Below are 15,644 nucleotides of genomic sequence, written 5' to 3'. Positions count from 1 at the left end.
AATTTTGATAAGATTAAAGGTTTGCAGTCAATTACAATATTTTTACCGCAGGAGACAACTACTATGGCCCGTATGTATTACGACACCGACGCTAACCTAGACCTATTAGCCAACAAAACCATTGCGATTGTCGGTTATGGCTCCCAAGGACACGCCCACGCCCTCAACCTCAAAGACAGTGGCATGAACGTGATTGTCGGCTTGTATCCCGGTAGCAAATCGGCAGCCAAAGCCACAGCAGCGGGTTTAACGGTTCACCCAGTAGACAAAGCAGCAGCCGCCGCTGACTTCATCATGATTTTGTTGCCAGATGAAGTACAAAAAACCGTTTACAAAGAACACATTGAACCCCATCTTTCCGCCGGAAAAGTTCTTGCCTTTGCCCACGGTTTTAACATTCACTTCGGTCAAGTTGTGCCCCCAGCCGATGTAGACGTAGTAATGGTTGCTCCCAAAGGCCCCGGACACTTGGTGCGACGGACTTACGAACAGGGAGAAGGTGTTCCTAGCTTGTTTGCTATCTATCAAGATGCTTCTGGTCAAGCGCGCGATCGGGCAATGGCCTATGCTAAAGGTATCGGCGGCACCAGAGCAGGCATCCTCGAAACCAGCTTCCGCGAAGAAACCGAAACCGATCTTTTTGGCGAACAAGTAGTTTTGTGCGGTGGTTTAAGCGCCCTGATCAAAGCTGGATTTGAAACCTTAGTTGACGCCGGATACCAACCAGAATTAGCTTATTTTGAATGCTTGCATGAAGTCAAACTGATAGTTGACTTAGTAGTGGAAGGAGGACTTGCCAAAATGCGCGATAGCATCTCCAACACCGCAGAATACGGCGACTTGACTCGTGGTCCCCGCATCGTCACCGATCAAACCCGCGCTGAAATGCGGAAAATTCTCAGCGAAATTCAATCTGGCCAATTTGCCCGCGAATTCGTTCTGGAAAACCAAGCTGGCAAACCAGGATTTACTTCTATGCGCCGTCAGGAAGCAGAACATCCTATCGAAGAAGTCGGCAAAGATTTGCGCGCCATGTTTAGCTGGTTGAAAAAGCACTAAAATGTGAAAGATTAGGGGCATCAGTTATAGGTTGTTAGTTAGTTATTCTGGGTTATTTGTTATCTATCGTTTGTGATTAGTTAGTTATTATAATAACAAATAACTAATAACCAATAACAACTAACCAATAACTAATAACCTATAACCTAGCCCCAATCCCTCTGCTCCCTAGCTCCGTAAGGATGTCTCACTGAATCCCAGTTAATATAAATCCTGTTTTGTCCTCAACGGTTGGGACTAGGGCTTTTTTGCAGTTGCTCGATATCCCGTTGTCTTTGCTGGTTGAAATCCTTGGGTTTCAGCCATGATGGCCATAACCCAACTACGAATTTTCGACTTGTCACGCTGGCATCCCTTGCGGGTTTGGGGAGAAAAGTCCAACTGTCACCGTAGATGATAAACAGTGCTGTTACCAATAGTAACAGCGGGATGAAGTTTCTTTTAGCCATAGCAATTTTGGAGTAGACTTTTTCAAAGTGCTTGATATATATATTTTGCCCTTTAACAGCCAGAAAATATCACTAGGGTGTGACTGCCCAGTTAAAAATTATGTTTTCTAAGTTAAAACTGAGAAACTCGATCCTGATTGGATACCTTTTACCAATTATTTCTTTGATAGTATTAAGCCTATTTACATATAAGATGGCAATGCGGAGAGAACAATTTTCGGCAACTGTCAGGCGTTCTCAAAATACTATTATCAGCGCCGAAAATTTAAATAATGGTTTCTCTAGAATGCTCAGAAATGTGAGGGGAGCGGTGCTGTTTCCCGAAGATAAAAGCTACATGACCAGCTATGAAGCTGGATGGAATACTTATTTAATTTCCTCAGCAGAATTAGAAACTATGCTGACGAATCCTCATGATAAAGAAGAATTGGAGCGCGTAAAATCGGCAATAAAACAACTGGATACTAATTCTAGACAAGTATTTGATTTGTTAAAAAAAGGTGACAATATATCTGCTAAAAATATCACAGCTTCCCTGAGATCAAAAGAAATTGAATCAGCACAAGAACAGCTAATGGCAGAACAACAAGCATTTTTAGGCGCAGCATACAAAGCAGAACAAGACGAGACTAAGTGGCTGTTTACTATCATTGTCATCGGTACTGCTTTGTCTGCATTGACTTCTTTGAGGCTGGGTTTTGTCATCGCCTCTAAAATTGTCAGAATTATCGATCTAACAGCCGTGGCGATCGCCGATTCTGCGGTGGAAATTGTCGCTACAGTCGAACAGCAAGAAGCCATTGCCACTCAGCAGTCAGCCGCAGTCAATCAAACCAGTGTGACAATGGAAGAGTTGGGGGCATCCTCCAAAACTACGGCGGAGCAAGCAGAATCAGCAGTAACCGGAGCACTTAAAGCATTAAATTTAGCTGAAGGAGGAACCGAAGCAGTAATCCGTACTTTAGAAGGAATGACTCTATTAAAAGAAAAAGTAGAAGCGATCGCAGCCCAAATTCTCCAATTAAACGCCCAAACTAAACAAATTGCAAATATTGCCTATTTAGTCAGCGAATTTGCCAGCCAAACGAATATGCTAGCCCTAAATGCAGCAGTAGAAGCCGTCCGCGCCGGCGAAAACGGTAGAGGTTTTGCAGTGATTGCAGGAGAAATTAGATTGTTAGCCGATCGCAGCAAAGAATCAGCCGAAAACATCAACAACCTCGTCACGGATATTCAAAAAGCGATCAATACTACAGCGAAAGTAACATCAGAAGGCACGCAAACCGTAGATGAAGGAATGCAGTTAGCTCAAGGTACAGCCAAAGCCTTCAGCGATGTAGCAAATGCCATCAACAACATTGCAGTTAGCACTCAACAAATTTCTTTGACAGCACAGCAACAAGCATTAGCAGTGGAGCAAGTAGTGGAAGCCATGAGACAAATTAATCAAGGTTCTACACAAACATCCAGTGGGGTTGCTCACACCAAATTTACCACTCAAAATCTTAACCAAGCCGCGCAAAATCTCAAACAGTATTTTTAGTTATTGGTTATTGGTTATTGGTTATTGGTTATTGGTTATATCAATTCCGGTTGTATCGGAATGATTTAACCGCGAAGGCGCAAAGGACGCGAAGGAAGAGAAGAGAGAGTTTCATACAGGACGATGAAGAGAGGATTTTATATTATTGGTTATTTGTTATATCAAATCCTCTGGGAGCATCCCGACTTTGCATAGGCGAAGCATGACCGCAGACAATTTATTAGTGATAACCAGAGATTTACAGCGGTCATGCTTCGCCCCTACGAATATATTTGTAAAGCAGCAGTTCCCTAGGCCCTATTTATTCTGCTCCATAAAACTTTTTACAATTGCATTCGCTTCCGGGGGAATCTCTGTCACCAATCGCACCGGAAGTGCTGGTGTAGAAGCAAATTGGGCATAATCTGGTGTTAAAAAAACTGCATACTTATCAGCATCCGCCGTCATTTGAGCAGCCATCGCCAAACTTACAGCTTTAATATAGTTGCGAATACTAACAGCTTTTTCCCCGACTACTTCATCACCGGTAATCACTGTACTCGGCTTACCAACTTGATCTAAAGTTGTACTGGGGTCTTTCACACTTAAATGCGTTGCGCCCACAAACCCAACTAGCCATTTGGGAGATGGGATTTGGGGAAATCCGACAATTTGTTCGACTAACGCCGGAGTAGTTTTATCAGCAGAAGCAGCAACTATTAAGGTGGGAATTTCTATCTTACTTAAACCTGTTTCTCCAAATAACAAAGAAGTCGTAGGATTCATGGCGATCGCCCTTTTAATTCTGGGATCGCGCAATTGATAACGTTCCTCTGGTAATCCGGCGGCCGCGCACTGAATGCCTTCGCCCAAACTTAAAGTAATCAAATCCGCCTGACACCGCTGTTTAAGACGGCCCAATTGCATCTCGGCCCCGGCTAAGGACAAAGCAGTTGCGCCACCGAAGGAATATCCAATTACCATGGATTTGTCGATCGCAATTTTACCCTGCAAATTAACATCGGTTTTGTTCAATTTGGCCAATTCATCGAGGACAAAACTGATATCCTTGGGACGATTCAAAAACTCTTGAGGAGCAATCAATCGCGATTGACCGACAATTGCAGCATTAGTGTTAGCCTCGTTGCTTCCCGGATGTTCCAAAGCAGCCACTATATAGCCGTGAGATGCTAAATGTTCGGCTAAGTAGCGCAAATCGGTACGCACAGAACCTAAACCATGAGAAAACACGATCGTCGGTTTGTCGGCTGTCGCGGCTTTCGACCAATACAGGTCAACGGGAATACGCCGATCGCGCGCGGTATCATTTAAATCTAGCTTGAGTACCTGCACTGCATTCGGGCCAGCTTGACTGGCATCAAAGGGCAGATTCAGCGCTGCTTTATTGGCCCCTAACTGAGGTGCGATGGCCGCCATAAACCGTTGAGTTTGCCAGAAACCAGTATTCAAATTGGCCAACACCGCAAAAGCGCGATCGAGATCCACTACTACCCGTCGCCCCGGATAATTTTCAATAAAACTCAATACCGACAAACCTTCAGGCTTATTTGCTCCCAAAACTAACGCTGCTCGTAGTGCTTCGACACCCGCACCGTCGCGCCTAGGTATGACAGTGGTGAGATCAGCGAGAATCGCAGTACCAACGCGAGTATTCAGCAAGCTGCTGAGCCCCACGATATTCAGGGGAATTTTGGCTTTGAGAGCTCCAAAGATTTGACTCCTTTGTTCCGAGGAGAGGAGATTGGCGTAACTTTGAAGGCCATCCGGGACTTTTCCGGTTTCCACAAGGGATCGCAAATCCGCCACCGATATGGAAGATTCTAAAAAACCTTTACGAACCACAACCGTTTCGGCCGCTTGTGCCGGGGCAAAAGTGCCACTGAAAGTGCTCATGGCGATAATGCTAATCATACTTGCCAGGGACGACAACCACTTACATCCTAATTTGTTGCTCATTTTTACTCGCTCGTAATTGTTAATAATATATCTACAATCAGAATACTCTCAAAACTTTTCTGATTCTGGCAAAAGATCGCTTTTGCTCGATCGAACCCGAGAGCGCCACCCCTGCAACTGTAGCAATCGTAAAATGAAATTTTTCCTTACAGACTTTACCTACTAACATTTCTACGACCACAGTAAAATCTGGGAGCATCCCGATTTTGTACGATGGTCTAGCATGACCGCTGTAAATCTCTCGTTATCACTAATAAATTTTCTGCGGTCATGCGAAAGCCCCTAGGAATATATTTGCACTCATTGAGATGCACCTTAAAATCTTTCCTCTAAATCTCAAACTCACATAAAATTTATACTTATTATACTTAAGTAATACTTTTTGAGATATACTCTTGGCTGCTACTGTCAATATAAGTTATAGTTGATACTCCCAGCTTACTTGGCCGGTCTGACTCAGGTAAGATAACAAGCTCGATCGTACACGTCTCACAGTCACCACTTTAACAGCTATGCAAATACTTCCGGGCTACCGCATCAGCGCCTCAATTTCTGAAGGCTTCAATACCAGCGTCTACCGCGGCATTAGAAACTCAGACGAACAACCAGTAATCATCAAAATTCTCAAGGCAGAATTTCCCACCCTAGAACAAATTACCCGCTTAAAACACGAATATAAAATCACTCAAAATTTGCACATTGAAGGTATAGTCAAAGCCTACAGCCTCGAAACATATCAAAACCGAATAGCTCTGATTTTAGAAGACTTTGGCGGAGATGTCCTCAGCCATTCAACAAAACTTAATTTACCAGCCTTTCTAAAGATCGCCGTTCAACTAGCATCAACACTCAAATCGCTGCACAGAAACAGCATCATTCACAAAGACATAAAACCATCCAATATTATCATCAATTCAGCCACAGGAACCGTCAAGATTACCGACTTCAGCGTTGCTTCCCGCCTCAGAAAAGAAAACCCGCAACTCAACAACATCAACTTAGTAGAAGGTACTGTCGCTTATATGTCTCCCGAACAAACCGGGAGAATGAATCGCACCTTAGATTATCGCACAGACTTTTATTCCCTAGGTGTCACATTTTACGAAATGCTGACAGGTAAATTACCTTTTAACAACAGCGATATTTTAGAAATTGTCCACTGTCACATCGCCAAACAAGCCATACCGCCCGAAAAATTAAATCCAGAGATTCCTCAAGTTATTTCCGATATTGTCATGAAGCTGTTAGAGAAAAATGCTGAAGATAGGTATCAAACTGCCCAAGGGCTGAAAGCCGATTTAGAAAATTGTTTTAATTCACTACAACAGGTTGGAGAAATTGTCAACTTTACACCGGGACAATTAGATAGATCGGGACAATTATTAATCCCTCAAAAACTCTACGGGCGGGAAGCAGAAGTCGAGCGGCTGCTAGCTGCTTTTGACAGAGTTAGCGATACTCCGCAACAGCCAATAACTCAGAATGAGAATTCAGAACCAGCCTTAAAAATCGGATCGGGTAGAAGCGAAATCCTATTAGTTTCCGGTTACTCCGGCATTGGCAAAACCGCGATAGTCAATGAAATTTACAAGCCGATCGTCCGGCAGCGAGGTTATTTTGTCAAGGGCAAATTCGACCAATTTAAGCGCGACATTCCTTATGCAGCTTTGATTCAAGCTTTTCAGTCTTTAATCTGGCAGTTACTGACAGAAAATACAGACAAACTGGAAAATTGGCGAGAAAAAATATCAGCAGCTTTGGGCGAGCAAGGTAAGGTAATTGCTGGGGTAATTCCTGAAGTTGAGCTAATTATTGGCAAACAGCCAGAAGTACCGCAACTAGGGCCGGCAGAAACTCAAAATCGCTTTAACCAAATCTTCAAAAAATTTATCAGCGTCTTTACTACGAAAGAACATCCCCTCGCCATCTTTTTAGACGATTTGCAGTGGGCAGATGTCGCATCGCTGAATTTAATGCAACTGCTGGTTAGCGATGCTGAAAGCCTACATTTGCTGTTGATTGGAGCATATCGCGATAACGAAGTTTCTCCGACTCATCCGCTGGTGCACGCGATCGCCGAAATAGAAAAAACAGGCACTCCTATTCACAATATTGTCCTGCAACCGTTAGATTTTCGCAATGTCAACGAGTTAATAACTGATACTATCGGCATCTCTCAAAATGACGCTGAAACACGAGAATTATCTCGTTTCCAGGCAGAGACTGGTAACGCAGAAACCGGAGGCTATGCCTCCAGAATTGACGAGGCTGAGCCTCTATATCTTCATTCCCAGGCTGAGCTTGGGAACGAGAAAAAAGTGAAGCTACTAGCTGAGTTGATCTTTAATAAAACTGGTGGAAATCCATTTTTCTTAACGCAACTCCTGCAAGCACTGTATCAAGAAAAACTGTTAAGATTTGAATTTGACAGCGGCAATTGGCAGTGGAATTTAGAGGAAATTCAGGCGATCGGAATTACCGACAAAAACGTAGTAGAACTAATAGCCAGTCGCATCGAAAAACTGCCGGAAACGACTCAACAAATTTTAAAATTGGCTGCTTGCATCGGCAACATATTTACTCTAGATGTTTTGTCTGTTGTCAGCAAAGAATCACCTACTGTGACAGCTAGCGAACTCTGGCCCGCACTGCAAAGCGGATTAGTCCTCCCCTTGAACGATGCTTACAAAATCCCCTTAGTTGGAGACTGGGAATTGGGTGATTTCCGGCTGCTTGCTGATTCGCGATCGCAAATTTCCTACAAATTCCTGCACGATAGAGTACAGCAAGCAGCTTACTCTCTCATCCCCGACAGCGACAAGAAAGCAACTCACCTAAAAATCGGTCAACTGCTGCTACAAAATGGCGGACACAGTTCGACTTCGCTCACTGACCGCGGGGGTGCCGCCCCTACGGCATCTGAGCTCGCAGAAAATGTCTTTGATATTGTCAACCAACTGAATATCGGCGTTGAATTCATCACCGAAAAAACAGAAAAAGATGAACTGGCAAAACTCAATCTCATAGCTGGCAAAAAAGCCAAAGCATCAAACGCTTACGAAGCCGCTGTCAGGTATTTGAATGCGGGTTTAGAATTGTTGGCGGCTGATAGTTGGCAGACTGATTATCAGTTGACGCTGAATCTTTATGTAGCAGCAACCGAAGCAGAATATCTCAATACTAACTTTGAGCGATCGCAATATTTAGCCGATGTCGTTTTGCAACAAGCTGTTAGCGTACTCGACAAAATTAAGGTCTACGAAATCCAAATCCAGTCTTATATGTCTCAAAACCAGATGCTAAAAGCCATCGATACTGGTTTAATAGCGTTGGAAATATTAGGATTTTCCCTGTCTGAAATCCCCTCAGAGGGGCTGGCTGGAATCAAGTTACCTCAGCTTGAGGAACTAGACAGCATTCCGATAATGACTGATGAATATCAGTTAGCTACAATGCGGATACTTTCGGTTATTCTTACTTCTGCTTTTGCTGGAAAACCAGAATTATTCCCGCAGATCATCTTTACAATGGTGGATCTTTGTATTAAATACGGTCCTTCAGCCCTTGGGGCGATCGCCTATAGTTGGTATGGCTTGCTGTTGGCTGGGGCAGTAGGAGAGATAGAAGCGGGATATCATTCTGGAAAGCTAGCATTGAAGTTATTGGATCAATTCAATGCTAAAGAATTCAAGTGCAAAATCTACCACTTATTTAACACTTTTGTCCGCCACTGGAAAGAACACGCTAGAGAAACAATTCCACCTTTAATGGAGGCGATTCAAAGCGGTTTAGAAACAGGAGATTTAGAATTTAGCAGTTATAATGCTTTGAACTGTTGTTCTTGCCCATTTTTGATTGGTGAACCTCTGGAAAATGTCAATGTTAAACAAATAAAGTACCTCGAATTATCGCTCAAACTCAAACAAAATATATCGAGTGAATTGCTATCGATTTGGGGACAAATTATTTTAAACCTGATCGGGAAATCCGAGAGCAAATCTCAGTTAATAGGTGACAGATTTAATGAAGTCGAAAGCTTGCCTCGGTTGCAAGCCACTAACAATTATATGTCACTTTTTACAGTTTATTTTGCTAAAATGCTGCTTTCTTACTTGTTTAAAGAATCGGAGCAAGCCCTGGCTAGCGCATCTTTAGCAGCAGAATATGCAAAAGCAGCAGTTGGCTTCATGATGATTGGTACCCACAATCTTTACTATTCCCTAGCACTCCTGGCTCTGTACCCAACTGCTGAAAGTGAAAAACAACAACAATACTTAATGCAAGTGGTGGCGAACCAAGAAAAAATGCAAAAATGGGCGCACCATGCCCCCATGAATTATCAGCACAAGTATGACCTGGTTGAAGCAGAAACAGCCAGGATTTTGGGTAAAAATTGGGTAGCAACAGAGTATTATGACCGAGCTATTGAAGGAGCAAAAGAGCAGGGATACCTCCAAGAAGAAGCCCTAGCCAACGAACTAGCAGCCGAGTTTTATTACTCTTGCAATAAAGATAAAATTGCTCTAGTTTATCTCACAGAAGCCTACTACGGTTATATCCGCTGGGGAGCGATCGCCAAAGTTAAAGATTTAGAAGCCAGATATCCGCAATTAGTTGCCCAAACCCTCAACCAACCACCTAAAAGTAGCAATGTCAGTGCGATCGCTACGACAACTACTACTAATAGCAGTTTGGGAAATGCCTTAGATGTAGGTACTTTTATCAAAGCATCTCAAGCCATTACCAGCGAAATTGTATTGGACAAATTGCTAGCTAGCTTAATCACAATATTGTTAGAGAATGCCGCCGCTCAAAAAGCAGTGTTGATGCTGTTCAAAGGAACTCGGCTATTGATAGAAGCCACCTGCACCGCCGAACAACAAGAAGCGACTGTTTTGCAATCTCTTCCTGTGGAAAACAGCCAGGATTTGCCAATTTCTGCTGTTAACTATGTCGCCCGAACCCATCAAAATTTGGTTTTGCACGATGCGACATCCGAGACTTTATTTAACACAGATGCGTACATTGTCAGCCATAAACCAAAATCAATTTTGTGTGCGCCTATCGTCAATAAAGGTCATCTTACGGGCATAATTTACCTCGAAAATAACTTGGCTGCGGGTGCATTTACTGCTGAGAGATTGCAAATTTTAAATTTGTTAACTGTGCAAGTTGCAATTGCTGTAGAAAATGCCCAACTCTACGCCAGAGAGCAAGAAAAATCCCAGCTACTCGAGCAATCTTTGCACAAATTGCAGCAAACTCAAGCTCAACTCGTGCAAACCGAAAAAATCTCTAGTTTGGGACAGTTGGTAGCAGGAGTTGCTCACGAAGTCAATAACCCTGTTGGCTTTATTTCTGGCAATCTCCACTACGCCGTCGCAAATATTAATGACTTGATTAATTTTGTGAATCTTTATCAGGAACACTATCCGAATCCAGTAGCGGAAATTGTCGAAGCAGCCGCCGAAATCAATCTCGATTATCTGATCGCAGATTTGCCGAAAATGCTGGCTTCGATGAAGCTAGGAACCGATCGCATTCGCGAGATCATGCAATCGCTGCGGAACTTTTCGCGAATTGACGGTACTGAGAAAAAAGCAGCCGACATTCACGCTGGAATTGACAGCACGTTGATGATTTTGCAGCACCGCTTGAAAGCTCAACCCGATCGCCCCGCAATTCAAGTTATTAAAAAATACGGCGATTTGCCCTTAGTTAAATGTTACAGCGGACAACTGAATCAGGTATTTATGAATTTGCTGGGAAATGCGATCGATGCTTTGAATGAATCTAATGCCGATCGCACTTATGATGAGATAGAAAGTTGCCCCAATACGATCGAGATTCGCACTTGTATTCAGGAAGGTACGACACTCGCCATCTCAATTATTGACAATGGGTGTGGGATGACACCAGAAGTGCGATCGAAATTGCTGGAACCATTCTTTACCACAAAACCAGCCGGAAAGGGTACCGGATTGGGATTATCTATTTCGCACTCGATTGTCGCCGAAAAGCACGGAGGCACACTTAAATGTAACTCAACACCGGGAGCAGGAAGCGAGTTTGTAATTGAAATTCCGATCTCTGACTCGATTAGTTAAATCGTTTCCGGCTGCGCCGGAATGATATAGAGGATACGGCACTGCCGTTTCCCTGCCGCCGCAAATAATACCGTAGGGACACGACACTGTCCATTGGTGTCAACTTAACGTCAAACCGATAGTCCGACAGGGGTTTAAACCCCTGTCTCAAAGCTAAAGTCCTCTAAAAGAGGACTAATGAGTTGAGATTCTTCTCTTCAGTCCTCTTTGAGAGGACTTTCGCTATTAGACAGGGGTTTCAACCCCTGGCGGACTTGATGAATGACTAACGGACTTGGCGGGCTGACAGCTTAAGTTGACACCAATGGACACTGTCGTGTCCTAATTTCAGCAACTAACAATTCCAAGGCTAACGGATTTGATATTAAAACTCACTTAAAATCCAAAACCGGGAAAGGTTTCGCCGCTTCCATCTGCGCCGCCAAAGCAATTAAAGTAGCTTCCGCCGCTGGCCGGCCGATAATTTGAATCCCCACAGGCAAACCGTTACTATCTAAAATAGCCGGAAGTGCGATCGCCGGTTGGCCACTAGCATTAAACGGTGGACAAGGAGCAATCCAATTAATAATATTAGCCAAAGTTTCTTCACAACTCAAATCCGCCCACTCACCAATCTGAATCGGCGAGTGCATATAAGTGGGCAAAACTAACACATCAAATTTTTCAAAGAATCCCACAATCCGCCGTGAAACTACCTGGATTTGATGCACCGCCCGCAAATATTCCCCAGCCGAAATAGATCTTTCCAACAACCAGCGATTCATCGGTTGCAAAACAGAGGCTGGAATGCCACTTGCAGCCGCTCCAGTCTGCCAAATGGCTGTAAACGGCTCGATCAAACCCGTAAAATCCGGGCATCCAGGTTCCAGATCGTGACCTAAATCAGTGAGTAATTTTACGGTATCGAGTACGGCTTGTTGACAGACATCCGCAGCCTCGCCCACAGGGAAAACAGAGGTGGAAAAAGCAATTCGCAATTTGCCTAACTTTTGACTTGCTGACTCTAAAAATGTGGGATTTGGATCTGGAAGCCAATAAGGATCGCCGGTGGTGTAGCCAGACATGACATCCAAAAGGGCGGCTGCATCTGCGACTGTGCGGGCTAGAGGGCCATTGGCAGAAATGCCACTGAGATAATCTCCGACAGGGGCCCAGGAAACTCGTCCTCGCGAGGGTTTAATGCCCACTAAACCGCAGCAGGAAGCTGGACCTCGAACTGAACCGCCGCCGTCTGAACCTTGGGCGATCGCGCATAAACCTGCTGCTACCGCCGCCGCTGAACCCCCACTGGAACCTCCTGGCGTGTAGTCTCGGTTCCAGGGATTGCGCGCTGGGCGGAAACCTGGGGGTTCGGTGTAAGGTAATGAGCCAATTTGAGAGGTTGCTGTTTTGCCGAGAATGTTAAATCCGGCTGCTTTGATGCGCCATACTACTGATTCGTCGTAGGCTGAGATATTATCGATAAGAGCCTGGGTGCCATAGGTACAGGGAATACCGGTAACAGGTGTCAAGTCTTTGATGGCGATCGGCACTCCGAAGAAAGGTGGTAATTCTTCTGATTTGTTGAAGCCAGCTAGTTGTTCGGTTTGAGCTTTGGCTAGGGCTTGAGCGCGATCGGCTGTGACTGTAAAATAACTGCCTAGTTTGGGGTTTAGGCGATCGATCCTTTCTAAGTAAACATTGACAAGTTCCAGGGGGGACACCTCTCGATCGCGGATCGACTTCGCCAATTCCAGAGCAGGAGTAAAAGCCACATCAACAGAATCCATCATATTCCCATCCTTTCAATACAAATATCGGTAATAATTTATACTGCGGGCGCAGTTACAACTCTAGACCTAAAAAAAATTCTCAACAGACTCAAAAAATCTATTGTTTATCCTATACCGATCGCGATCGGTATAGGATGTAGCGAATAAAATTTCCGTTGGGATAACGCTGTTTTGCTCCCTCTTGAGATAGACTAATATGAAAAGTTAAGCTTTTGTGTAAGACACGCACAATCGCGTTTAACATTCCCAGACTTCCACAAATCATTCGCTCAACTAAGCCTTTTCGCCAACATTTTAGGTAGCGCATATGACACAACAGCGTCCGCCAGCTCCTCGCCCCCCCGTACCTGGTGCTCCACCACCCCCAGGTATGCCACCCCGTCCTCCAGCTCCCGGCATTGCCAAAACCGGAGGATTGCCACCAGCACCACCACCAGCACCACCATCCGCCCCGCCTCCGGCCGCACCAGCCCCCCAATCCTTTGCCCCACCCAAAGAGTCCAGCTCAGAAAACAATGGATACCCAAGTTTGAGAGAACTCGTTCTGCGAGCCAAAGAAGAAGGCATTTCTGACTTGCACTTGGGAGTAAACGAGATCCCCCGCTTCCGCAAGCGCGGTGAAATTACTGATGCGGGCTATCCCCTAACTGATTTAGATGTCTTCATGGGTTGGCTGCGGGAGTGCATGACTGATGATGAAATTGCCTACTTCCAGAAAAACCTAGACTTTGATGGTGCCTTCGACTTTGGTTTTGTCCGCATTCGGATCAGCGCCTTTGACTCTTTAGCAGGCCCTGCTATGGTATTGCGGCTCATCCCCGCCGAAATTTTGACCATGGAGCAATTGAAGCTACCAGAGGTATTTCGGAAAATATGTGGCTATCACAAAGGTCTAATTTTGGTGACAGGGCCCACGGGTTCCGGTAAGTCCACCACGATGGCCGCCATGATTGACTACATCAACAAAAATAATTCTCACCACATTATTACGATCGAAGACCCTGTAGAATTTGTACACACCAGTCGAAAATCTTTGATCAAACACCGGGAAGTGGGCCGACACACTCTAAAGTTTGTCAACGCCCTCAAAGGCGCTCTGCGACAAGACCCCGACATGATGCTAGTAGGGGAAATTCGCGACAGAGAAACAGTGGAAATCGCCCTGAAAGCTGCCCAAACAGGTCACTTGGTAGCGGGGACGTTGCACACCAACAGCGCTGTCAAAACCCTGAACCGGATTCTGGATATGTTTGGTTCAGAAGAACAACCGGCTCTACGGGTTTCGATGGCGGAATCTCTAGTGGCAATCATCGCTCAACTGCTGTGTAAAACCACAGATGGCAAGCGGGCTGCCTTCCACGACGTTCTGATCAATACAGACGTGGTTAAGGAATACATCATGAAGGGGCAGAATGAAGAAATTAACCAAATCATGATCAAAGATACCTATGAGGGTATGACGACGATGAATAAGTCTCTTTACGGCCTATATCAAGAAGGTCGGATCACTGAAGAGATTTGTATCGAACAGTCCCCATCTCCTAACGAAATGGCCCAAATGCTTAGAGGTCGAGTTTAAAAATTAACAGATAACTGTTATCTGTTAACTGTTATCTGTGATGGCGGTTCTCAAAAAAGTGAGGTACGCCCGATGCCCGATGCCCGATGCCCCATGCCCTATTGGTGTACTTCATTGAAAGCCGATCGCCCACCCTTGCCCCAAATTTTCAAAGGCATTGCACTTTTTACACCTGGTGGAGATTTAATCTACTGCATAGACTCATGCAAGCAAGCTCGGTGGCACTTGCAATTGTGCGTAGCCCTACAATCCATACTTGGTTTGTCGGAACCACCACATTTTTTAGTGCCTTGCTACACCGCTACTGTTGACTGTTGGTTAGATCCGCGCGATCGCCAGTTGCGAATTGCTGCCGAAGCCTACCCACCTGTGATGCGACACCAAACGCTGCTAAATGCGGTTTTTGAGACTCGTGATTTGGTTTGGCACCCCCGTGTGGAAGAAATGTGTGAGCCTATGGCGATCGCTACTTATCACAAAGAATTCCCCGAACTTTGGGAGAATCATGACCTAGTTATACATTGGAAGAACGCAGAATCTCGATCGGAATTTCGCAGTTCCGGCATGGTATCTCCTTCCCTATTCCCAAAGCCACAGCAAACCGAGATTCCTCTACCCACTGAACTTACCGAACAGTCAGAAACTCTAGGCTATGTGCTGCGGTTGTTTGTTTCCGGCAACAATGCTAATACGGAACGAACTCTCGAAACCGTACACCAATTGTTAGAAAAAGCCCTGCACTATCCCTATACCTTAAAAGTAATTGATGTTTTTAAACATCCCGAACAAGCCGAAAAAGATCAGATTTCTGCTACTCCTACTTTGATTAAAGTTTGGCCAAAACCTGTGCGACGTATTGTGGGAGAGTTGAATGATGTGGAAAAAATTATGCGATTGCTCAGTTGTTCCGAATTTTAAATTTTTATCCCCATCAGGAGTAAGGACTTTATTCCTGATGGGCTAAAAGCCGTAAAAACAGAATAAATTCCTCACTACAAACTTAGTATAATTGTTAGAGCGGTTTACCAAGCACTCAGGTATTGCCAAAAGCTCGATCGGTATGCCTCTAATCATTAATTTATTGGACAAGACTGAACAATGCGTACATGGTGAGCCATAATACTAATATGGCAAAGTACGTGAAACCAAATGAAGCAGCTAACACTTTGGGAGTTTGCC

General features: G+C 44.6%; 9 protein-coding genes. 5 read left to right on the top strand and 4 right to left on the bottom strand.

Annotation, left to right across the window (positions count from 1 at the left end; all coding sequences use genetic code 11):
• The first annotated feature begins 63 nt into the window (after window positions 1-63).
• A complete protein-coding gene (gene ilvC, locus ACBR23_RS13800; protein ID WP_341730299.1) occupies window positions 64-1,059 on the top strand; it encodes a ketol-acid reductoisomerase in 996 nt (331 codons plus the stop codon).
• Window positions 1,060-1,283: 224 nt separating this feature from the next.
• On the opposite strand, the gene ACBR23_RS13795 is transcribed toward ilvC, so the two are convergent.
• Complete coding sequence (locus tag ACBR23_RS13795; RefSeq protein ID WP_371120230.1) at window positions 1,284-1,508, bottom strand: hypothetical protein; 225 nt, start codon at window positions 1,506-1,508, stop codon at window positions 1,284-1,286.
• 199 nt (window positions 1,509-1,707) lie between these two features.
• Here ACBR23_RS13795 and ACBR23_RS13790 point away from each other — a divergent pair, with 199 nt between their 5' ends.
• Entirely contained in the window at window positions 1,708-3,051 is a 1,344-nt protein-coding gene (locus tag ACBR23_RS13790; RefSeq protein ID WP_371120229.1) for a methyl-accepting chemotaxis protein, read from the top strand.
• A gap of 297 nt (window positions 3,052-3,348) precedes the next feature.
• Here ACBR23_RS13790 and ACBR23_RS13785 read toward each other — a convergent pair whose 3' ends face one another.
• The gene (locus tag ACBR23_RS13785) at window positions 3,349-5,007 is read right to left on the bottom strand and encodes an alpha/beta hydrolase (RefSeq protein WP_371120228.1); all 1,659 of its coding nucleotides are present in this window, start codon (window positions 5,005-5,007) and stop codon (window positions 3,349-3,351) included.
• Between the two features lie 512 nt (window positions 5,008-5,519).
• Here ACBR23_RS13785 and ACBR23_RS13780 point away from each other — a divergent pair.
• Window positions 5,520-11,114: an AAA family ATPase gene (locus ACBR23_RS13780; protein ID WP_371120227.1), complete on the top strand. Its 5,595-nt coding sequence runs from the start codon at window positions 5,520-5,522 to the stop codon at window positions 11,112-11,114.
• 371 nt (window positions 11,115-11,485) lie between these two features.
• On the opposite strand, the gene ACBR23_RS13775 is transcribed toward ACBR23_RS13780, so the two are convergent.
• A complete protein-coding gene (locus ACBR23_RS13775) occupies window positions 11,486-12,883 on the bottom strand; it encodes an amidase (RefSeq protein WP_371120247.1) in 1,398 nt (465 codons plus the stop codon).
• Window positions 12,884-12,995: 112 nt separating this feature from the next.
• Window positions 12,996-13,130 (bottom strand): hypothetical protein, encoded by a 135-nt coding sequence (locus ACBR23_RS13770; RefSeq protein WP_371115238.1) that lies wholly within the window; start codon window positions 13,128-13,130, stop codon window positions 12,996-12,998.
• Window positions 13,131-13,193: 63 nt separating this feature from the next.
• Here ACBR23_RS13770 and ACBR23_RS13765 point away from each other — a divergent pair, with 63 nt between their 5' ends.
• Together ACBR23_RS13765 and ACBR23_RS13760 are read left to right on the top strand one after the other, a co-directional pair.
• Window positions 13,194-14,465, top strand: coding sequence for a type IV pilus twitching motility protein PilT (locus ACBR23_RS13765; protein ID WP_371120226.1), 1,272 nt, complete (start codon window positions 13,194-13,196; stop codon window positions 14,463-14,465).
• Window positions 14,466-14,579: 114 nt separating this feature from the next.
• The gene (locus tag ACBR23_RS13760; protein ID WP_371120246.1) at window positions 14,580-15,383 is read left to right on the top strand and encodes a circadian clock KaiB family protein; all 804 of its coding nucleotides are present in this window, start codon (window positions 14,580-14,582) and stop codon (window positions 15,381-15,383) included.
• The last annotated feature ends 261 nt before the right edge of the window (window positions 15,384-15,644 follow it).

This window comes from Microcoleus sp. (assembly GCF_041354475.1).
Taxonomy (GTDB): Bacteria; Cyanobacteriota; Cyanobacteriia; order Cyanobacteriales; family Microcoleaceae; genus Microcoleus.
Note: the sequence above shows the minus strand (reverse complement) of the source record. Positions and strands in the feature narration are given on the sequence as shown.